21 protein-coding genes are annotated in these 18,486 nt (G+C 69.6%); 8 read left to right on the top strand and 13 right to left on the bottom strand.

From position 1 onward, the window contains the following. Positions 1–68: 68 nt before the first annotated feature. Positions 69–578, bottom strand: a complete 510-nt coding sequence (locus tag DDV73_RS02350) for a carboxypeptidase-like regulatory domain-containing protein (RefSeq protein ID WP_109505645.1) — start codon at positions 576–578, stop codon at positions 69–71. A 324-nt stretch (positions 579–902) separates the two neighbouring features. On the opposite strand from DDV73_RS02350, the gene DDV73_RS02345 reads away from it, so the two are divergent. Both DDV73_RS02345 and DDV73_RS02340 read left to right on the top strand, forming a co-directional pair. Next, the gene (locus DDV73_RS02345) at positions 903–2,186 is read left to right on the top strand and encodes a hypothetical protein (protein ID WP_109505644.1); all 1,284 of its coding nucleotides are present in this window, start codon (positions 903–905) and stop codon (positions 2,184–2,186) included. 139 nt (positions 2,187–2,325) lie between these two features. Continuing rightward, positions 2,326–3,492 carry a cytochrome P450 gene (locus DDV73_RS02340; RefSeq protein WP_161962264.1) on the top strand — a complete coding sequence of 389 codons (1,167 nt, stop codon included), beginning with the start codon at positions 2,326–2,328 and terminating at the stop codon, positions 3,490–3,492. Between the two features lie 118 nt (positions 3,493–3,610). Here the strand turns inward: DDV73_RS02340 and DDV73_RS02335 are convergent, their stop codons facing one another. The 5 genes from DDV73_RS02335 to DDV73_RS02315 all read right to left on the bottom strand — a co-directional run bounded on the left by DDV73_RS02335 (position 3,611) and on the right by DDV73_RS02315 (position 7,675). After that, positions 3,611–4,255 carry a sulfotransferase family protein gene (locus tag DDV73_RS02335; protein ID WP_109505642.1) on the bottom strand — a complete coding sequence of 215 codons (645 nt, stop codon included), beginning with the start codon at positions 4,253–4,255 and terminating at the stop codon, positions 3,611–3,613. A gap of 23 nt (positions 4,256–4,278) precedes the next feature. Next, on the bottom strand, positions 4,279–5,082 hold the full coding sequence (gene proC, locus DDV73_RS02330; RefSeq protein WP_109505641.1) for a pyrroline-5-carboxylate reductase: 804 nt from the start codon (positions 5,080–5,082) through the stop codon (positions 4,279–4,281). Positions 5,083–5,090: 8 nt separating this feature from the next. Next, positions 5,091–6,026 carry a proline dehydrogenase family protein gene (locus DDV73_RS02325; RefSeq protein ID WP_109505640.1) on the bottom strand — a complete coding sequence of 312 codons (936 nt, stop codon included), beginning with the start codon at positions 6,024–6,026 and terminating at the stop codon, positions 5,091–5,093. A gap of 189 nt (positions 6,027–6,215) precedes the next feature. After that, on the bottom strand, positions 6,216–6,962 hold the full coding sequence (locus DDV73_RS02320) for an ABC transporter permease (protein WP_109505639.1): 747 nt from the start codon (positions 6,960–6,962) through the stop codon (positions 6,216–6,218). After that, entirely contained in the window at positions 6,962–7,675 is a 714-nt protein-coding gene (locus DDV73_RS02315) for an ABC transporter ATP-binding protein (protein WP_109505638.1), read from the bottom strand. The genes DDV73_RS02320 and DDV73_RS02315 overlap by 1 nt, the downstream gene beginning before the upstream one ends. A 101-nt stretch (positions 7,676–7,776) precedes the next feature. Here DDV73_RS02315 and DDV73_RS02310 point away from each other — a divergent pair, with 101 nt between their 5' ends. Beyond that, entirely contained in the window at positions 7,777–8,178 is a 402-nt protein-coding gene (locus DDV73_RS02310) for a DUF4259 domain-containing protein (protein ID WP_109505637.1), read from the top strand. Positions 8,179–8,256: 78 nt separating this feature from the next. Here DDV73_RS02310 and DDV73_RS02305 read toward each other — a convergent pair whose 3' ends face one another. Genes DDV73_RS02305 through DDV73_RS02295 form a run of 3 tightly spaced genes read right to left on the bottom strand, consistent with a single transcriptional unit; the run spans position 8,257 to position 10,653 of the window. Then, positions 8,257–8,850, bottom strand: a complete 594-nt coding sequence (locus tag DDV73_RS02305; RefSeq protein ID WP_109505636.1) for a TetR/AcrR family transcriptional regulator — start codon at positions 8,848–8,850, stop codon at positions 8,257–8,259. A 10-nt stretch (positions 8,851–8,860) separates the two neighbouring features. After that, positions 8,861–9,655, bottom strand: a complete 795-nt coding sequence (locus DDV73_RS02300; protein WP_109505635.1) for a sugar phosphate isomerase/epimerase family protein — start codon at positions 9,653–9,655, stop codon at positions 8,861–8,863. Next, a complete protein-coding gene (locus DDV73_RS02295) occupies positions 9,652–10,653 on the bottom strand; it encodes a Ppx/GppA family phosphatase (RefSeq protein WP_109505634.1) in 1,002 nt (333 codons plus the stop codon). Before DDV73_RS02295 ends, DDV73_RS02300 begins: the two co-directional genes overlap by 4 nt. A 73-nt stretch (positions 10,654–10,726) precedes the next feature. Between DDV73_RS02295 and DDV73_RS02290 the strand changes: the two genes are divergently transcribed. The 3 genes from DDV73_RS02290 (at position 10,727) to DDV73_RS02280 (ending at position 12,926) form a co-directional block, all read left to right on the top strand. Beyond that, positions 10,727–11,512, top strand: a complete 786-nt coding sequence (locus DDV73_RS02290; protein WP_109505633.1) for a DUF3109 family protein — start codon at positions 10,727–10,729, stop codon at positions 11,510–11,512. Positions 11,513–11,589: 77 nt separating this feature from the next. Then, positions 11,590–12,228: a VOC family protein gene (locus DDV73_RS02285; RefSeq protein WP_109505632.1), complete on the top strand. Its 639-nt coding sequence runs from the start codon at positions 11,590–11,592 to the stop codon at positions 12,226–12,228. Between the two features lie 110 nt (positions 12,229–12,338). Continuing rightward, entirely contained in the window at positions 12,339–12,926 is a 588-nt protein-coding gene (locus tag DDV73_RS02280) for a class I SAM-dependent methyltransferase (RefSeq protein ID WP_240617060.1), read from the top strand. A gap of 31 nt (positions 12,927–12,957) precedes the next feature. Here DDV73_RS02280 and DDV73_RS02275 read toward each other — a convergent pair whose 3' ends face one another. Both DDV73_RS02275 and DDV73_RS02270 read right to left on the bottom strand, forming a co-directional pair. Further along, positions 12,958–13,317 carry a DUF805 domain-containing protein gene (locus DDV73_RS02275; RefSeq protein ID WP_109505631.1) on the bottom strand — a complete coding sequence of 120 codons (360 nt, stop codon included), beginning with the start codon at positions 13,315–13,317 and terminating at the stop codon, positions 12,958–12,960. Between the two features lie 276 nt (positions 13,318–13,593). Further along, complete coding sequence (locus tag DDV73_RS02270; protein ID WP_109505630.1) at positions 13,594–14,625, bottom strand: LacI family DNA-binding transcriptional regulator; 1,032 nt, start codon at positions 14,623–14,625, stop codon at positions 13,594–13,596. A 129-nt stretch (positions 14,626–14,754) separates the two neighbouring features. Between DDV73_RS02270 and radA the strand changes: the two genes are divergently transcribed. After that, positions 14,755–16,155 carry a DNA repair protein RadA gene (radA, locus tag DDV73_RS02265; protein ID WP_109505629.1) on the top strand — a complete coding sequence of 467 codons (1,401 nt, stop codon included), beginning with the start codon at positions 14,755–14,757 and terminating at the stop codon, positions 16,153–16,155. A gap of 19 nt (positions 16,156–16,174) precedes the next feature. On the opposite strand, the gene DDV73_RS27680 is transcribed toward radA, so the two are convergent. After that, positions 16,175–16,345: a hypothetical protein gene (locus DDV73_RS27680; protein WP_154402573.1), complete on the bottom strand. Its 171-nt coding sequence runs from the start codon at positions 16,343–16,345 to the stop codon at positions 16,175–16,177. A gap of 42 nt (positions 16,346–16,387) precedes the next feature. Between DDV73_RS27680 and disA the strand changes: the two genes are divergently transcribed. Then, positions 16,388–17,473 (top strand): DNA integrity scanning diadenylate cyclase DisA, encoded by a 1,086-nt coding sequence (gene disA, locus DDV73_RS02260; RefSeq protein ID WP_109505628.1) that lies wholly within the window; start codon positions 16,388–16,390, stop codon positions 17,471–17,473. Between the two features lie 12 nt (positions 17,474–17,485). On the opposite strand, the gene DDV73_RS02255 is transcribed toward disA, so the two are convergent. Then, on the bottom strand, positions 17,486–18,301 hold the full coding sequence (locus DDV73_RS02255; protein WP_154402572.1) for a hypothetical protein: 816 nt from the start codon (positions 18,299–18,301) through the stop codon (positions 17,486–17,488). Positions 18,302–18,486: the final 185 nt, after the last annotated feature.

Below are 18,486 nucleotides of genomic sequence, written 5' to 3'. Positions count from 1 at the left end.
TAGCTTGGTCGCTCCGAACTCTGGAAGGTCTCGACCCATCTCCAGATCAGGCCGTCACCGCGAGTCGCTCACACCCACCTCAGGTAGGAAGAGCCGGTGAACCCCTGCCACAGCTGGATCTTGGCGGCCGTCAGCGGCGTCTTGGTGGCGGCGTCGTACACCCGGCCGGTGAGCACCGCCTTCACCGGCTTGACCCGGGCGTTCGCGGTGACGAAGCGACCGCGCGGCACCCAGATCGCGTCGGCACTCTTCCGCGTGACCGCATCGCGGTGGAACTCGGTGACCGCGCCGCCGCCGTGGAAGCGCAGGAAGTAGCTGCCGCGGGGCAGCGCGAGCTGGTAGCGGCCGGCGGGTCCGGTGACGGCCCTGGCGACCGGCTTCGTGGCGGTACGGGTGCGGAAGGCACTGACGGTGACCTTCGACGCGGGTACGCCGGTGGCGAAGGTGATCGTGCCCTGCACCCCGTTGCCGGCGGCAACCCGCGGTTCGGCGGTGCGAGCGGTTGCGGCAGTCAGAGCAGCGGTGATCGCAAGTGCGATCGAGATCAGGATCGTGGTCAGGCGTGCGGAGTACGGCATGGCTCCCCCTCAGCAGGTCAGAACGAGTTCCTGGTCAGCTGTTCTGACGGACGCTAAGCCAAGTGGTTCCGCCGTTGGCGCCTGTCGGCCGAAGTCGAGGCCGAACCGTTACGAACCTTTGCCCGCGGAATACCGTCTAAGACGTTGCATTCACGGCCCGAAATCCATCGGCGTAGTCGGCGATGCTCGAGATATGAATGCAGCAGGATGTGGAAACAGCCAGCTCGCCGCAATGGAGAATGTCGGATGGATAGGGGACCCGACTTGACCGACCCTATGGGCCTAACTTTCAACGAGAGTTGTCGAGCCTCGGGCAGCGAGCTGATGAACGCCGTGTCGGCCGCTGCTCTGCCACCAGCGTTCAAGGAGCTGCTCGGCGACACGCTGTTGCCGCGGCCACTGTTCGTCGCTCAACGCGAGCTGACTGCCTTCAGCGCAGATCTGCTGGCGTTCTTCGACTTGATCACATCGTTGCCGGAACGGCTGTTCGGCGGCGACCTGGACGACTACTGCGCAGCGCTACGCATCGCACCACGCCAGGCGCGCCTGCTTCGTCGCCACGGCGGTGGTGCGCCACCGCGCTACGCCCGCGCCGACGTGTACCACGACGGCACAGCCTTCCGGCTGCTCGAGTTCAACATCGCCAGCGCGCTGGGAGGCATCGACCGGGCGGTCGAGATACCCAAGGCGCTGTTGAAGGTGGACGCCTTCCGAGCATTCGCGACCGAGCACGGCTTGACGTACGACGACACCGGACGCCACGTCGCCGAGGCGCTGAGTGCCGCCGGCCGCGCGGTCTCGAGCACCTCCGCGCCGGTGGTCGCGCTCCTGGACGGGCCGGGCGGCATGGATCGCCACGGCGACTTCTGGCGGGCCTTCCAGGAACTCGTCTGCGGCTTCGGCCTCGAGCTTCATCTCGGCGAAATTGCCGAGATTCGCGACTTAGGCGGCAAATTGCACCTCCGTGGGAAGTCGATTGACGTGATCGTTCGCTCGTTCTCCGTCGACCAGATCTGTGCCGAACCCGACGGGGAAAGCCTGGTCGAACCGATCTTCCGGGCACATGAGCGCGGGACGGTCGTGCTCTGGACCCCGATGGAGAGCGGCCTTTTCGGGAACAAGGGCTGCCTGGCGATGTTGTCCGATCCGGCGAACCGGACCGAGTTCTCCGCGGCTGAACTGGCTCTGATCGACCGGATCCTGCCCTGGACCCGTGCCGTGTCGGGCGCGACCGACCACGGCACGATGGCCGATCTCATGGATCGACGAGGAGACCTCATTCTCAAGCCCAACGCCCGGTTCGGCGGCGCTGGCATCGTCGCAGGTTGGGAGACCGATCCAGACCGGTGGCGAGAATCGCTAACCGCCGCGGCTGAGATCGGATATGTGGCGCAACAACGAGTGCGCCCGCGACTCGAGCCGGTCATCGACCCGGAGACCGGACAAGTGGGCCAGTGGGAAGGGGTCTGGGGCATGTTCGTGACCCCCGCCGGTTATGCCGGCACGTTCGTCCGAACCCTGCCGGCACACGAGAGCGCCGTCATCGGCGTCGGCGCGAATCCGGCCACCCGCACCGCTGGCGTCTTCGTGTACCCGTCGGCCGACTGACCGCAGTTGCCGCGTTGCCTGACCTCAATCCTCACCTTAGATAGGGCAGCGACCTAATTGGACCCTTGAAAGCCAGATGGCATTGGCCTACCGTGGCCAGCGCGTCCCAACGGGGCTCCTCAATGGAATGGAGACGCTTATGTTTTCGCTGTCAACGGATCCGATTCTGGCATTGGCTGAGCCCGAGATCCTGCGCGATCCCTATCCCGCTTATGGCTGGCTTCGGGAGACCCAACCGGTCTTTTGGTACGCGCCGCTAGACTCGTGGATTCTGACTCGTCACGCGGATTGCGTCGAAGTGATGCGCGACAACGTGCGCTTCGGCGCCGACTGGCGTCGCATCGGTGAGGAGCTGCCGCCACACGCGGTCAGCATTCAGACCCTCGACCCACCCGAGCACACGACGGTCCGGCGCCTGCTCATGGACGCGATGCGCGCACAGGACGACGCCGCCACACTGCGGATGCTCGCCGAGCGCACCCGCGACCTGCTCGGCTCGCTCGCCGGCCGAGCGTCGTTCGACTTCGTCACCGAGTTCGCGGAGCCACTGGCGCTCTCCACGGTCATGGCCTACCTCGGCGTGCCCGCGCCGGACCCCAGCTGGTTCATCCCGGCTTCCAACGCGATCGCCGACGGCATGGACGCAGGGCTATGGCCCGAGCGTGCGGTGGCAGCCAAGGACGGACGGATCCAGCTCGCCGACCTGATGGACAGCTGGCTCGCCGATCCACCGCCCGCGGGGGTGATCGGCATGGTCGCGCGGCACGCCAACGCCGGCGGAGTCGACCGTGAGGTCCTCGCCAACACCCTGCGGGTGCTCGCGCACGCCGGCTATGCGTCGGCAAGCAAGCTCTTGGGCCTCGCAGCGGACGCGCTCCTGAGCCGGCCCGGGCAGCTCGGCGCCTGGGCACAGGCCGATCCGTCGCTCGCCGTGGACGAGATCGTCCGCTTCACGTCGCCGGTGCAAGCCATGGCCCGGGCATGCGTGCAGGACACCGAGATCGGTAGCGCTCCGGTCAAGGCCGGGCAGGCGGTCACGATGATGCTCGGCGCAGCCAACCGAGATCCACAAAGGTTCTCGAGTCCCGACACTCTGCAGCTTGACCGCCGCCCGAATCCTCACCTGGGTTTCGGTCGTGGCTCGCACGCCTGCCTGGGCTCGCCCCTCGCTATGGCGCAAGCCAAGGTGGTGCTGGGCGTACTCTCCACCGACTTTCCCGCCGCCCGCGCGGTCGGCGAGACATCCTTCCGGCCCAACCTCACCCTCCGTGGCCTCGATCGGCTGGAGGTCACCCTGCAACCGTGATCGGGGCAACCGTGATCGGGCTGGGATACGTCAGGAGGGAGGCATGCCCATGCGCTACATCCGCTGATCTGACTCCGACCTGCCGCCGTACCGTAGACCGGTGCGGCGGCAGGCGCCATCATGAGCGCTGTGTGTAGTCCGCGGAGGTGTTGAGCCATGGGAACGGCTCGTCGGGAACCTCGACCTCGAGAAAGGCGCACAGCGGCTCCCATCCCTGCGTGACCTCGAACTCCAGCAGGCGCGGGGCCGGCACAGCGTCGCGGACCGCCGCCAGATGGGCCTGGTAGGCACCGGTCGCGAAGTCCCGATCGGAGAATCTGCCCGCAAACAGACCCTGCCAGATAAGCCGCTCCGTGAGGGCCAGCTGATCCTGCAGCTCGGGCGTCGCCTCGAACCTCGCCCTCAAGGCCGGCGGCATCTCGGCGGTCGACTGGTAGCGGGTCCGGTAGAGGGTGTCAGCGACGCTGTCGTACCAGCGCTGCGGATCGCGGACGGTCAACAGCACTCTCGCGTGCGGGTAGGCCGAGGCGAGCTCACGCCAGAAGGATGCGCTGGGCCAGTCCAGTGCCGAGCCATACCCGGCGAGCAGCTGATGCCAGTCGGTCTGTCTGCCGGTGGCGGCGTCCAGCCAGCCACGAATGCTGGAAGGGTTTGCGAACAGCTCTTTCATGTGGTGGCAGGGGCCGAAGCCGAGTAGTTCCAGCGCCGCTTTGACGGAGTCAGTCCCTGTGCGACCCAGTCCCGCGCCGATGACCTTGACCATGCAGCCACAGTACGGTCGAGCGGTTACGACCCTTCGGCGAGCTCGCGGGAGCGGTTGCGAGCAGCCTCCATGGCGGCCAGGAAGGCGGCCCGGACCTTGTGGATCTCCAGCTCGCGGAGGGCGGCGGCGGTGGTGCCGGCGGGCGAGGTGACCTGCTCGCGGAGCACGGTCGGGTGGGTGCCGGTCTCGCGCAGCATCTTGGCCGAGCCGACCACGGTCTGGACGACCAGCTCGGAGGCGGTTGCCCGGGGCAGGCCGAGGTGAACTCCGGCCTCGATCATCGACTCCACGACGAAGAAGATGTACGCCGGACCCGAGCCGGAGATCGCGGTGACCGCGTCCTGCTGCTTCTCCGGGACCCGGAGCACCTTGCCGGTCGAGGCCAGCAGCGCCTCTGCCTCGGCGAGGTGCGCCTCGTCGCAGTGCGAGCCCGGCGAGATCGCGGCCATGCCCTCGTCGACCAGCGCCGGGGTGTTGGGCATCACCCGGACCACCGCGACGCCCTCGGGTACGTGCGACTCGATGAACGCCGTGGTGATGCCGGCCGCGAGCGAGACCAGCAGTTGGCCGGCGCGCAGCGACGGCGCGATCTCGGCGAGTACGTCGGCCATGTCCTGCGGCTTGACCACGACCGCGACCGTGTCGGCCTTCTCGGCGGCCTCGATATTCGAGACCACGGTGACGCCGTACCGCTCCTCAAGCTCGCGGGACCGCTCGGGGCGCTTCTCCCCCACCAGCAGGGTGTCCACCCGGCGGCCGGCCCGGACCAGGCCGGCGAGCAGAGTCTCGCCCATCACGCCGGCGCCGATGATCGCGGTCTGGCCCATGGTTCGTCCTACTTCTTTGAGATCAGGGATTTCACGAAGAATGACAGGTTCTGCGGACGCTCGGCGAGACGTCTCATGAGGTAGCCGTACCACTCCTCGCCGTACGGCAGGTAGACCCGCATGGTCTCGCCGCTCGCGGCCAGCCGGGCCTGCTCCTCCGGCCGGATGCCGTAGAGCATCTGGAACTCGTAGGTCCCCTGCTCGCGCCCGTAGCGCGCGGCCAGCGAGGACGCGATCTCGACCATCCGCGGGTCGTGGGTGGCGATCATCGGGTAGCCCTGGCCGGCGAGCAGGATCTTCAGGCAGCGGACGTAGGAGCGGTCGACATCGATGGTGTCCTGGTAGGCCACCGACTCGGGCTCGTTGTAGGCGCCCTTGCACAGCCGCACCCGGGAGCCTTCATAGGCCAGCGCCCGGCAGTCCGCCTCGGTGCGGTGCAGGTAGGCCTGCAGCACCGCGCCCGTCTCCGGGAAGTCCTTGCGCAGCTCGCGCAGGATGCTGAGCGTGGAGTCGGTGGTGGTGTGGTCCTCCATGTCGAGGGTGACCGTGGTGCCGGCGTTGCGGGCGGCCCGGCAGATGGTGCGGGCGTTCTCCAGCGCGGTCTTGTGGCCGCTGTCCGGGAGCGCCTGACCGATCGCGCTCAGCTTGACGCTCACCTCGGCGCTGCGCGCCAGCCCGCGGGCGGCCAGCTGCTGCAGCAGCTCGAGGTACGCCGTCACGGTGGCGTCGGCCTGGGCGGCGTCGAGGGTGTCCTCGCCGAGGAAGTCGAGGGTGACGCTCAGGCCCTTGTCGACCAGCTCGGCGGTCGCATCGACGGCCGACCCGGTGGACTCACCGGGGACGTAGCTGCGGACGATCCCGGCGCTGACCGGCATGGTGCTGACGAGCTTCTTGACCTGCTGGCTGCGCGACAGGAGCAGCAGCGGCTCACGGAGCAATGACATGCTGGCAAGGCTACGCCGGAGCCTGCCGACGGCCCCATTTGGCGGCGTACCGAAGAGTACGCAGGTCAGGCGGTACGGGGCGGACGTCATATGAGCCGTGCGCTACTGGAGCCGCTCCGTATGACGTCCGGCGTGACGTCGTACGAGCCGCGTGCCATAGGTCTCGGTTCGTATGACGTCGCCCCGAGTTCAGGCCGTACGGCGGCGCAGGGTCGCGGCGCCCAGGATGAGGACCCCGACGGCGAAGCCGGCGACGATCCCGAGCAGTCCGAAGATCTGCGCGGTCTCCTCGCCGTGCTTGAGGTCGGTCATCGCATCGGTGGCGTAGGACAGCGGCAGCAGGTCGCTGATCACCTGCAGCACATCCGGCAGCGCCGGCCGCGGCACGAAGAGCCCGCAGAGCAGGATCTGCGGCACCACCGCCAGCGGCATGAACTGGACGGCCTGGAACTCGGTGTTGGCGAAGGCGCTGACGAACAGGCCGAGCGCCGTACCCAGGACCGCGTCGACCACCGCGACTACGCCGAGCAGCCACACCGGGCCGTCCACCTCCAGGTCGAGGACGTAGACGCTGAGCACCACCGCCAGCAGCGACTGCACGGCGGCCAGCACTCCGAAGGCAATCGCGTAGCCGAGCAGGAAGTCGACCTTGCCCATCGGCATCGCCAGCAGTCGTTCGAGGGTGCCGCTGGACCGCTCCCGCAGCGTGGTGACGCTGGTGACCAGGAACATCACCATGAACGGGAAGATCGCCAGCAGTCCGGGTCCGAACCGGTCGAACATCGGCGACGGCCCGGCGGCCGGCCCGTCGAACATCCACCAGAGCAGGCTGATCAGCAGGCAGGGCAGCACCAGCAGCATCGCCAGGGTGCGGTGGTCGCGGCGGATCTGGGTCAGCACCCTTGCCGCGACGGCGAACGTAATCCTCGGTGTCATCAGGCGGCCTCTCTCACGATCGTCAGGAACGCCTGCTCGATGTCGTCGGCTCCCGTTTTCTGCTTGATCTCCGCGGGCGAGCCGTCCGCGATGAACACGCCATCGCGCATCAGCAGCAGGCGGTCGCAGCGCTCGGCCTCGTCCATCACGTGGGAGGAGACGAGTACGGCGGCGCCGCCGTCGGCGATCCGGTGGAACAGCCCCCACAGGTCCTGACGGAGCACCGGGTCCAGGCCGACGGTCGGCTCGTCGAGCACCAGCAGGTCGGGGGTGCCGAGCAGCGCGACTGCGAGGCTGACGCGGGACCGCTGGCCACCGCTCAGCTTGGACACCACCTGGTCCTGGTGGCTGGCCAGGTCGACCTTGTCGATCGCCTTGGCCACCTCGTCGCGGTCGACGCCGAGGACCTTGGCGAAGAAGGCAAGGTTCTCGGTGACGCTGAGGTCGTCGTACACGCTGGCGGCCTGGGTGACGTAGCCGACCCGGTCGCGCAGCTGTCGGGCGCCGGCGGGCTGGTCGAAGACCGTGGCCGTGCCGGTCACGCCGGCCTGGACGCCAACCAGCGTGCGCATCAGCGTGGACTTGCCGCAGCCCGACGGGCCGAGCAGACCGGTCACCTGACCGACCGGGATCGTGAAGTCGAGACCGTGCAGAACCTCGTTGTCGCCGCGGACGACGACCAGGTCGTGCACCTCCACCGCGTTTTTCATCATGTGTTGAATTATGCGATTTGCTGGCGTGCGCGGTCAAGTCCCGGAACGATGTCTCCTGGGAGGTCCGACCGAGCAGGCAATCGACGAGTAGGCAGGACGACATGGGGGCCTGGGGCACCGGCATCTTCGACAACGACCATGCGGCCGACTGGTCTGCATCGCTGGAGGAGGCAGCGGATCCGCTCGCCTTCCTCAGCGAGACACTCACCGACGCGGCCGACGAGAAGGATCTCCTCGACCTCCACGTCGCAAGCGCGGCCGCCGCCGCAGCCGCTGTGGTGGCGTCGACCCTGCCGGACGGACCGCCGGTTGACCCGAAGCACGGGCCGGAGGGGCTGGAGCTCCCCGACCTGTCCGAGCTCGCGCTACTGGCTTTGCGTGCGCTGGACCGGATCTCCGCCGACGACTCCGAGTGGCGCGACCTCTGGGACGAGGTCGGCCAGCTCACCGAGGCCCAGGATCACCTCGACACCGTCGCCACGGCCCTTCAGCAGTCAACCTGACAGGCACTTCCTGACGTTGTGGGGTGTTGCAACGGCCCACAACGTCAGGAATCCCCGGTCGGCCGGGGATTCCACCACCTACGGCAGCTCGCCCGTCAGGTACCGCTGGAGCGTCGGGGCGTACGTCGCGACGACGAGGTCGGCGTCCATCGAGGCGAGGGGCTCGACCTCGAGCACGTAGCGCAGCAGGATCAGGCCGATCACCTGGCTGGCCACCAGCGGCATCCGGCGCTCCGGCTCGTCGATGCCGAGGCCGACGCCGACCGGCCCGAGCACGACCTTGAGGAACCCGTCGCGGAAGAGCGCCTGGCCGGACGGCTCGAAGATGGTGCGGGCCACGGCCAGCAGCGGCAGCCGGAGGTCCGGGTCGTCCCACACTGACAGGAACACCCGGAGCAGCCGCTCGGCGGCTCCGTCCGCACCCAAGGCCACCACCGGCGCGAGGACGGCCCGCGGGTCGACGGGCAGCGCGAGCGCGGCGACGAACAGGTCGTCCTTGGTCCCGAAGTAGTGGTGGACCAGCGCCGGGTCCACGCCGGCCGCCGCGGCGACCCCGCGGATCGTCGTACCGCTGAAACCCTTCTCGGCGAATGCTTCCCGAGCCGCCGCGAGGATCTCGGCGCGGGTGTCGGCCCGGCCGGGCCGGCGGCCTCGGGCCGGACGCGTGGTCACCTGCCCGACCTCACGAGACCTGTCGGCGCGCGGTGAAGTGCTCGCGGGTGAACTCCAGCGACTCGATCAGGTCGACCTCGCGCTCCTGGCGGTTGGCCGCGCGCCGGGTGTTGATCTCCAGCACGATGTGGCCGCCGAAGTCGCGGTCGGCGAGCAGGTTCAGCAGCTCCTTCGCCGGCTGCGACCCGCGACCGGGCACCAGGTGCTCGTCCTTGGCCGAGCCGGTGCCGTCGGTGAGGTGGAGGTGGCGCAGCCGCGAGCCCATCCGCTCGGCCATCTCGACCGGGTCGGAGTGTGCGATCGCGGCGTGCGACAGGTCGATCGTCATGTTGGCGTAGTTCTCGGCCGACGGGTCCCAGCCGGGCAGGTACATCTCCATCCCGCGCCGCGAGGACGCCCGCCACGGGTACATGTTCTCCACCGCGAACGCGATCCCGGTCGACTCCTCCAGCGCCGCGATCCCGTCGACGAAGCCGCGCGCGTACTCGCGCTGCCACCGAAACGGCGGGTGTACGACGACCACGTCGGCGCCGACCGCCTCGGCCATCTCGGCGGAGCGCTGCAGCTTGCCCCACGGCTCGGTGCCCCAGACACGCTGCGTGAACAGCAGGCAGGGCGCATGGATCGCGCAGACCGGGATCTCGTGATGGTCGCTCAGCTGCAGCACGGTCTCGGTCGACTGGCTGGTCGAGTCGATGCCGACCATCACCTCGACCGCGTCGTACCCGAGCGCGGCGGCGTACGAGAAGGCATGGGCGGTCGACTCGGGGTAGACCGAGGCTGTCGAGAGCCCGATCTGGCTCATCCTGAGGCTCCGGTCCTGTTGCTGCGTCCCTGTTCGATGGGCGCCCGGGCACCGGGCTTGTTGCCGTCAAGGATGCTGAGGTGGTCGAAGCGCTCCAGGATCACGCCCTCGCGCAGCGCCCAGGGACAGATCTCCAGCTCGTCGAGGTCGAAGATGTCCATCACCGCCTCGGCCACCAGCGCGCCCGGCACGATCTGGTGGGTGCGGCTCGGCGAGACACCAGGCAGCTCCGCGAGCGCCTCGTCGTCCATCCGCATCAGCTTCGGGATCCAGTGGGACAGTCCGTCCGAGTCCAGGACGCGCGGCACCAGATGACCGTCTCCCGACGGCGCGGCGCCGCAGATCCGGGCCAGGCTGCGGAAGGTCTTCGACGTGGCCGCGGCGCGGTCGGGGCGGCCGGAACGCAGCAGGTTGCCCGCGTCACGGGCGATCTCGGTCCGGATCTCTCGGCGCAGCTGGCGGGCCGTCTGGTCGTCGGGCGTGCCGCCCGCGAACCACTGCCGCGCCAGCCGCGCCGCGCCCAGCGGCAGCGACCACGCGACGTCCGGCGCCTCGTCGGCTCCACCCGCGATCTCCAGCGAGCCGCCACCGATGTCGAACACCGCCAGCCGCCCGGCCGACCACCCGAACCAGCGGCGTACGGCGAGAAAGGTCAGCCGCGCCTCGTCCTCGCCGGCCAGCACCTCGATGTCGACGCCGGTCTGCTGGAAGACGTGACCGAGGACGTCGTCGGCGTTCGCCGAGTCGCGCACCGCCGAGGTCGCGAAGCCCAGCATCTCCTCGCAGCCCTTGTCCTCGGCGACCACCAACGCCCCGGCCGTGAAGGTCGTCAGCGCGTCGACGCCTGTCTCGGTGATCGCACCGTCGTCGTCGAGGTGCTCGGCGAGCCGCAACGGCTGCTTGTACGAGAACGCCGGCAGCGGCGCGGCGCCTCCGTGGGCATCCACCACGAGCAGATGCCCCGTGTTGGATCCGATATCGAGCACTCCCAGCCGCATAGGCCCAACGCTACCGCCGCTCCTGTGCGCCGCCCTTGCCAGACGACAGAGCGGACCGACGTAGGGTTGGGAAGTGCCCGAGGTCGACCTGGTGTTCCCCCGCGTGTACGTCGAGTTCACCGACCCGGCGGCCACCGACGACGGCGACGCCGACCATTCCGGCCAGGTCTTCCGGTGTGACCTCACCTGGCTGACCTCCAACTTCACCTGCATCTTCGGACAGGGGTGCCCGGGCATCTATGCGTCGGCGCCGGACGTCGGCTGCTGCACGCTGGGCGCCCACTTCGCCGACAAGGACGACGAGCGCCGGGTGACCGCGAACGTCAAGGAGCTGGACGCCGACCTTTGGCAGTTCCACCCGGGACGCAGGGTCCAGAAGGCCGACTGGGTCGACACCGACGACGAGGGCGCCCGGAAGACCCGGACGATCGAGGTCGACGGGCAGCAGGCGTGCGTGTTCCACAACCGGCCGGGATTCGCGGCCGGCGCCGGCTGTGCACTGCACGCGCTGGCGCTGAAGCAGGGCAAGCATCCGCTGGAGACCAAGCCCGACGTGTGCTGGCAACTGCCGATCCGCCGCACCTACCGCGAGGTCGAGCGGCCGGACGGTACGGCGTACACCGAGGTCTCGATCGGCGAGTACGACCGGCGCGGCTGGGGCGCCGGCGGGCACGACCTGGACTGGTACTGCTCGGGAAACACCGAGGCACACATCGGTGTCGAGCCGGTGTACGTCAGCAACGCCGCCGAGCTGGTCGAGCTGATGGGCCAGGCGGCGTACGACGAGCTGGTGCGGCACTGCGAGGCACACCTCCGGTCCCGCTCGGCGCTGGCGATCCACCCCGCCGACCCGCGCTAAGAGACCTGATATCTCGACGTCGAGAGATTTCGACCCCGCTGTGCCGCCGTGAATTTTGGGAGTTCACAATGACGGACATGCGCCTGGACCATCTCTCGTTCGCAGCGGGCCCCGACGGTCTTGCCAGCACCGCCCAGCGCCTTGGGGGGCTGCTCGGCCAGGAATTTGCAGACGGTGGCATCCACCCACGTTTCGGCACGCGCAACATGATTCTGCCGCTCGCCGGTGACACCTACCTGGAGGTGGTCGAGGTTCTCGACCACCCCGCGTCCGACAAGGCCCCGTTCGGCCAGGCGGTGCGCGCCCGGTCCTCGCTCGGCGGTGGCTGGCTGGGCTGGGTGGTCGCGGTCAGCGACATCAAGCCGATGGAGGAGCGCCTCGGTCGCGAGGCCGTCAACGGCAATCGGCACCGGCCCGACGGCAAGGAGCTGCTGTGGAAGCAGATCGGCGTCAACGGCCTGATCGCCGACCCGCAGCTGCCGTTCTTCATCCAGTGGGAGTCCCCCGCTGAGGACCACCCGAGCGCGGGTGGCGACGACGGCTTCTCCCTTGCCTGCCTGGAGATCGCCGGCGACCCGGGCCGGGTGAGCGACTGGCTCGGCGAGACCGTCGACGCTCCGCTCGAGGACGTCAAGGTCGAGTGGGTGGCCCCGCACGGCACCCCCGGTGTGGTCGCCGCGCAGTTCCAGACCCCCAGCGGCCTGGTGCGGATCTGACCTCGCGGGTCCCGGCCGGCGCGCGGCCGAGTCCGAACATCTGGCACAACCCCGCGACGTACGAGCTCGAGAACCGCGCCGTCGACCCTGACGGCGCGCTGGAGTCCGCGATGCGCGCGCTGGACGACTGGGCGGGCCGCGCCGTACTCGACGTCGGCTGCGGCACCGGCTTCCACCTCCCCCGGTTCGCCGCGACGGCCGCCTCGGTGATCGGTGTCGAGCCGCACCCCGACCTCGCCGCGATCGCCCGGCGCCGGGTCCGCCGGCTGCCGGACGTGGAGGTCCGTGAAGGCACTGCGCAGGCCCTGCCGGTCCCGGACGCCTCGGTGGACGTCGTACACGCGCGGTGGGCGTACTTCTTCGGGCCGGGCTGCGAGCCGGGCCTGGCCGAGCTGGACCGGGTGGTACGCCGCGGCGGCCGGGCCTTCGTGATCGACAACGACCCGACGCAGTCGACATTCGGCGGCTGGTTCCGGCGTGGCTATCCGGAGGTCGACCCGGATGCGGTCGAGCGGTTCTGGTCGCGGCACGGCTGGCGGCGTACCCCGCTCGACATCTGCTGGCGGTTCGACTCACGCGCCGACCTGCAGGCGGTCGTCAGGATCGAGTTCCCGGTGCCGGTGGCCGAGGCGATCCTCGGGGAGTATGACGGCGTCGAGGTCGACTACGCGGTCAACCTCTGGTCGAAGGCCTTCTGAACAGCCGGGCCTTCGACCAGAGGTCGACGCCTCAGGCAGCCGCGGCGCTCGGGCCCTCGCCGTACTCGTTCGGGCCGACGCTCTCCTGGGCGTAGAAGTAGAGCAGCACCAGGCCACCGACGCACGGGATCAGGCCGAGCAGGATCCAGATCCCCGGCTTGCCGATGTCATGGAACCGGCGGATGCCGACAGCGATGGACGGAACGATGGTCCCGAGCCAGTACAGGCCCGAGAGGATTCCGAAGCCGTTGGCACTGAGAACCACCGAGTCGATGATCGAAAGGACCACGAAGATGATCACGTGGAACAGGAAGAACATCCAGAACTCGTTGCGCCCAGCGCGGCCGTCGAACTTCGTGTAGTTCTTGAGCACGCCTATGTACTGGTCCATGCTGCCTCTCCGATGCTTGGTAGCCGGGCTCGTTACCCGTGACGATCGCGCAGCCTGTCGGAACGTGGGACGCGGCGTCAATGGTCACTAGGGGCCAGTACCGGACAGCCGAGCCCGGATCCACCGGTGGGCGCCGTAGCGAGCGTCGCCAGGCGGGTGTGATGGCAAGGCGGCGGAGCGAAGGCGGGCCGGAGGCCCGTCGAGTCTTCGCCAACGCAGCCAGCGCGCCCGCATGGTGGCGCTCGGTAGGCGGCCATCGGTCGATCCGGGCTGAGGTCAGCTGGACTGGCGAACCACCAGGGTCGGGGCCAGCATCGTGCGCGGATGGGCGACCGGCGGGTGGTTGAGCAGGCCCGACAGCGCCGCGACCACCTCGACCGCGACCTGCTCCAGGGGCTGCCGCACCGAGGTGAGGCTCGGGTGCACGACCTGCGCAACCTGGGAGTCGTCGAAGCCGACCACCGCGATGTCGCGGCCGGCTTCGAGGCCACGGTCCGCGAGGGTGCGGTAGACGCCCATCGCGAGGGTGTCGGAGGCGCAGACGAAGGCGCTCGGCTGCGCCTCGTCGAGGAGTACGGCGGCCGCCTCACGACCCGACGACAGCGTGTCCTCGACCCGCGAGGCGAGTCCCTTGGTGGACAGCCCGCGGTCGTGGAGCGCGCCGGCCCAGCCGGAGCGGCGGTCCTCGCCGATGAAGGAGTCCTTGCGCCAGCCGATCCACGCGATCCGGGTGTGGCCCCGGTCGAGCAGGTGGTCGGTGGCCATCCGGCCGCCGACCGAGCCGTCGACGTCGACCCAGGGGTGGGTGGCGTCGCCGTTGTCCCAGGGTCGCCCGAACGCCACGAACGGCGCGCCCCGCTCCTCCAGCCAGGCCGTCTGTGGGTTGCCGAGGTAGGTGTCGGTGACCACGAACGCGTCGACGGCGGTGGAGCGGACCAGGTCGTCGTACCCGGCCAGCGGGTCGCCGCCGTCGCCGGCGAACAGCAGCACGTGGTAGCCGGCCTCCTTGCTGGTCTCGACCAGCGAGTGCACGAACCGGTCCATCAGGGCGTTGGCAGTGCCCTCCTGAGCCGGCGGGAAGCGGAGGCCGATCAGGTGGGAGGCGCGGGTGCGCAGGTTGCGGGCGGCGCGGTTGGGCGAGTAGCCGAGCTCGTCGACCGCGCTCTGGACCCGGGCCAGGGTGTCGTGGCGCAGCAGCGACGGGTTGTTGAGGGCGTTGGAAACGGTCTGCCGGGACACACCCGCCAGCTCCGCGACGTCCGCGAGCGTGGGTGGGGTGCCGGTGACACGGTTGAGGTGCCGCGCCATCGCCTTCGCTCCTTGATCGATCCAAGCAGGACGGCATGAGTGTACGACGAGCGCGCCCGGCTCATGTTGTCGGCGGCGTGGCCTAGCGTTCGCGACATGAGTCAGTGGACGTGAGTCAAGGGGGACCGAATGAGTAGTGGCAAGGCGCGGGCGCGCCCGGCGTACCGGTGCAGCGAGTGTGGCTGGGAGGCGCCGAAGTGGGTCGGCCGCTGCGGTGAGTGCCAGGCGTGGGGCTCGGTCGCGGAGGTCGGCGCGGCGCAGGTGCGGGCGGTCGCGGGGCCGGTCAGCAAGCCGGCGGTGCCGATCGGACAGGTATCGGTGTCGGAGGCGGCGTTCCGGTCCAGCGGGGTGCCGGAGCTCGACCGGGTGCTCGGCGGCGGGCTGGTGCCCGGCGCGGCGATCCTGCTCGCCGGCGAGCCCGGCGTCGGCAAAAGCACGCTGCTGCTGGAGGTGGCCGCGCAGACCGCCCGCTACCACCGGCGGACCCTCTACGTCACCGGCGAGGAGTCGGCCTCACAGGTGCGGCTGCGCGCGGACCGGACCGGCGGCGTACACGACGAGCTCTTCCTCGCGGCCGAGACCGACCTCGGCGCCGTACTCAGCCATATCGAGGCGGTGAAGCCGACCCTGCTCGTGGTCGACTCGGTGCAGACGATCGGTGCCGCGGACGCCGACGGGGTGCCCGGCGGGGTCACGCAGGTCAAGGAGGTCGCGGCGGCGCTGATCCGGGTGGCCAAGACCCGCAACATCACCACGGTGCTGGTCGGCCACGTGACGAAGGACGGCTCGATCGCCGGGCCGCGGGTGCTGGAGCATCTGGTCGACGTGGTGCTGCACTTCGAGGGCGACCGCAACTCGCGGTTCCGGATGGTGCGCGCGATGAAGAACCGGTTCGGCCCGATCGACGAGGTCGGCTGCTTCGAGATGACCACGGCCGGGATCAGCGCGGTCACCGACCCGACCGGCCTGTTCGTCGAGAGCCACCACCAACAGGTTGCGGGGACCTGCGTGGCGGTGTCGATGGAGGGCAGGCGGCCGCTGCTCGCCGAGGTGCAGGCGCTGGTCACCCACTCGACCGCCGACCGGCCACGGCGTACGACGTCCGGCGTGGACTCCGCTCGCACCGCGATGATCCTCGCGGTGCTCGCCCAGCACTGTCAGCTCCGGCTCCACAACCACGACGTGTTCGCCTCGACTGTTGGTGGCGCCCGGCTGAACGAGCCGGCGACCGACCTCGCCCTGGCCCTCGCGCTGGCCTCGGCGTACCGCGGACAGCCGGCGCCCAACGGCATCGTCGCGATCGGTGAGATCGGGCTGGCGGGCGAGCTGCGCAGGGTCCGGGACCTCGACCAGCGGATCAGCGAGGCCGCTAGGCTCGGCTTCCGGGTAGCGGTGGTGCCTAGTGGGCCGAACCCGAAGCCGAAAAGTCCGGAACAATGGGTGATCGACGGGATGAAGGTGATTGATGTCCCCGACGTCGCAACCGCACTGCGGCTAGTCTCGTTGGCAGACAACTCAGGGACCGGCTGACTTCGCGGGGGCGACACACTCACCGGTCCCAGATGAGCAGTTCCAAGGAGTCGTGCAAGCGAGCGTCGCTCAGCGCGTGCGCTGGCAAGGCGTCGGAGCGAAGGCGGGCCAGCGGCCCGTCGAGCGACGGCAACGCCGCCAGCGTGCGTGATGAGCGGCGCGCAGCGCGCGAACCCTTGGAACTGGTCATCTACACTTCTGCGCGAGTAAAGAACTGACGATCGGGGATGGCGTGGTCAACATCGAGAGGTCCGAGGACACCCTCCGACTGCGAGCAACGCTCGCCTCGATTGCACCGGGCACCGCGATGCGTGACGGTCTTGAGCGGATCCTCCGCGGCCGCACCGGCGCGCTGATCGTCATCGGCAACGACAAGACCATCGAGTCGATCTCCACCGGCGGCTTCACCCTCGACGTCCCGTTCACCTCCACCGGCCTGCGCGAGCTGGCCAAAATGGACGGCGCGATCATCGTCGACGGCGAGATCACCCGGATCCAGCGCGCGGCGGTGCACCTGATGCCCGACCACACCATCCCGTCCGAGGAGACCGGTACTCGCCACCGCACCGCCGACCGCGTCGCCAAGCAGACCGGGTTCCCGGTGATCTCGGTGTCGCAGTCGATGCAGATCATCGCGGCGTACGTCGGCGAGACCCGGTACGTCCTCGAGGACTCGGGCCAGATCCTGTCCCGCGCCAACCAGGCGCTGGCCACACTGGAGCGCTACAAGCTCCGCCTCGACGAGGTCGCCTCCACGCTGTCGGCGCTGGAGATCGAGGACCTGGTCACCGTCCGCGACGTCGCCGTGGTCGCGCAGCGGCTGGAGATGGTCACCCGGATCGCGCGCGAGATCGAGGACTACGTCCTGGAGCTCGGCACCGACGGCCGGCTGTTGTCGCTGCAGCTCGAGGAGCTGATCACCGGCGTCGACGCCGAGCGCGAGTTGGTGATCCGCGACTACCTGCCCGGCGGCCGCCGGGCTCGCAGCGCCGGCGCCCTCCTCAACCGCCTCGAGGCGCTGTCGCCGACCGAGCTGGTCGACCCGGCCTCGGTGGCCCGGTCCCTCGGGCTCGGCACCAACGAGCACCTGGACGGCGCCGTGGCCCCTCGTGGCTACCGGCTGCTGGCCAAGGTCCCGCGGCTGCCACCCTCGGTCGTCGACCGCCTGGTCGAGCACTTCGGCACCCTGCAGAAGCTGCTCTCCGCCGGTATCGACGACCTCCAGGCCGTCGAGGGAGTCGGCGAGCTCCGTGCCCGCAGCGTCCGCGAGGGCCTCTCCCGCCTCGCCGAGTCCAGCATCCTCGAGCGCTACGTCTAGCCCCTCCGCTGGTTAGCCGTTCGGCTCCTGCGCGCCGTCGCTCGGGTTCGGATTCGGCTCGTCGGTGGGCTGGCTCGCGCCCTTGCTCGGGCTTCTGGTCGGAGTCCGGCTCGGCGACGGGGTGATGGTGGGCGGCTGCGGGGCACGCAGCTCGAACTGGACGTCGGTCGGCTCGCCGCCCAGCGCCGCGGCGATCACGTGGTACCAGCCGAGGTTCGCCCAGTCGGTGCGCTTGCCGCACTCGTCGTCGGAACGGCGGCTCGACCAGATCGCGTAGACGACGGTCGGCGCCGCCCGCCGTACCACCACGTCCTCGGCCATGATCGCGTTCGGGCAGTCCTGGGTGGACCAGATGTCGTCGCTGCCGCTGGTGATCTTGACGACCAGCGTGTCCTTCGCGGCCCGCCAGGTGCAGGCCTCGCTCTCCTTGGTGCGCAGCACGAGGCCGATCCGGATCGGACTGCCAGCGATGGGCTTCCTGATGGCCGGCGTGACCTCGACGTCGGCGTCGTCGCAGGGCCCGTCGGGCTCGGCCAGCGGCGTCTTCGTCGGCGTGTTCTTGGGGGTCGCCTTCGGACCCTTCTTGGTGGGCTTCGTCGTCGGCTGGTCGGTCGAACCTCCGGGCGCGGCCGGGGTCGACGTGTCGCCGCTGGTGCCGCCGGCCGCCTGCTCGGCGGTGCCGTCGGAACCGCCCTTGGCATCACTGCCGCCGCCGAGGACCCTCGCGAACCCGAAGACCAACACCAGTGCAGCGAAGAGAACGATCAGCCGTCGCCGCCAGTACACACCGGGCGGCAACGGCCCCCGTGGCCGTGTCACGCTGCTCATGCAGGCAACGCTAGCGAGCAGCGATGTCCGATTCGCGATGCCACACCGTTCACCCACCCGCCCCGTCTCCACGCACAGGAGCGCCGACCCGGCCCGTGTTCACGCCCCAGAGCGCCGACCCGGCTCGTATTCACGGCGTACGCGGGCCGCCAAGTCGACACGGGCCGGGTCAGCGCTCACACGTG

Source organism: Nocardioides speluncae (assembly GCF_003121585.1).
GTDB classification, from domain to species: domain Bacteria; phylum Actinomycetota; class Actinomycetes; order Propionibacteriales; family Nocardioidaceae; genus Nocardioides; species Nocardioides speluncae.
The sequence above is the reverse complement of the archived record's forward strand: the minus strand, read 5'-3'. Positions and strand labels throughout refer to the sequence as shown.

Coding starts and splice junctions, on each gene's coding strand:
- DDV73_RS02300 (WP_109505635.1), bottom strand. CDS start 9,655: ATGAGCCAGATCGGGCTCTCGACAGCCTCGGTCTACCCCGAGTCGACC.
- DDV73_RS02315 (WP_109505638.1), bottom strand. CDS start 7,675: ATGATGAAAAACGCGGTGGAGGTGCACGACCTGGTCGTCGTCCGCGGC.
- DDV73_RS02255 (WP_154402572.1), bottom strand. CDS start 18,301: ATGAGCAGCGTGACACGGCCACGGGGGCCGTTGCCGCCCGGTGTGTAC.
- DDV73_RS02280 (WP_240617060.1), top strand. CDS start 12,339: ATGCGCGCGCTGGACGACTGGGCGGGCCGCGCCGTACTCGACGTCGGC.
- DDV73_RS27680 (WP_154402573.1), bottom strand. CDS start 16,345: ATGACCAGTTCCAAGGGTTCGCGCGCTGCGCGCCGCTCATCACGCACG.
- DDV73_RS02285 (WP_109505632.1), top strand. CDS start 11,590: ATGCGCCTGGACCATCTCTCGTTCGCAGCGGGCCCCGACGGTCTTGCC.
- DDV73_RS02270 (WP_109505630.1), bottom strand. CDS start 14,625: ATGGCGCGGCACCTCAACCGTGTCACCGGCACCCCACCCACGCTCGCG.
- radA (WP_109505629.1), top strand. CDS start 14,755: ATGAGTAGTGGCAAGGCGCGGGCGCGCCCGGCGTACCGGTGCAGCGAG.
- DDV73_RS02340 (WP_161962264.1), top strand. CDS start 2,326: ATGTTTTCGCTGTCAACGGATCCGATTCTGGCATTGGCTGAGCCCGAG.
- DDV73_RS02345 (WP_109505644.1), top strand. CDS start 903: ATGAACGCCGTGTCGGCCGCTGCTCTGCCACCAGCGTTCAAGGAGCTG.
- DDV73_RS02320 (WP_109505639.1), bottom strand. CDS start 6,962: ATGACACCGAGGATTACGTTCGCCGTCGCGGCAAGGGTGCTGACCCAG.
- DDV73_RS02350 (WP_109505645.1), bottom strand. CDS start 578: ATGCCGTACTCCGCACGCCTGACCACGATCCTGATCTCGATCGCACTT.
- DDV73_RS02310 (WP_109505637.1), top strand. CDS start 7,777: ATGGGGGCCTGGGGCACCGGCATCTTCGACAACGACCATGCGGCCGAC.
- proC (WP_109505641.1), bottom strand. CDS start 5,082: ATGGGCCAGACCGCGATCATCGGCGCCGGCGTGATGGGCGAGACTCTG.
- DDV73_RS02335 (WP_109505642.1), bottom strand. CDS start 4,255: ATGGTCAAGGTCATCGGCGCGGGACTGGGTCGCACAGGGACTGACTCC.
- DDV73_RS02325 (WP_109505640.1), bottom strand. CDS start 6,026: ATGTCATTGCTCCGTGAGCCGCTGCTGCTCCTGTCGCGCAGCCAGCAG.
- DDV73_RS02295 (WP_109505634.1), bottom strand. CDS start 10,653: ATGCGGCTGGGAGTGCTCGATATCGGATCCAACACGGGGCATCTGCTC.
- DDV73_RS02275 (WP_109505631.1), bottom strand. CDS start 13,317: ATGGACCAGTACATAGGCGTGCTCAAGAACTACACGAAGTTCGACGGC.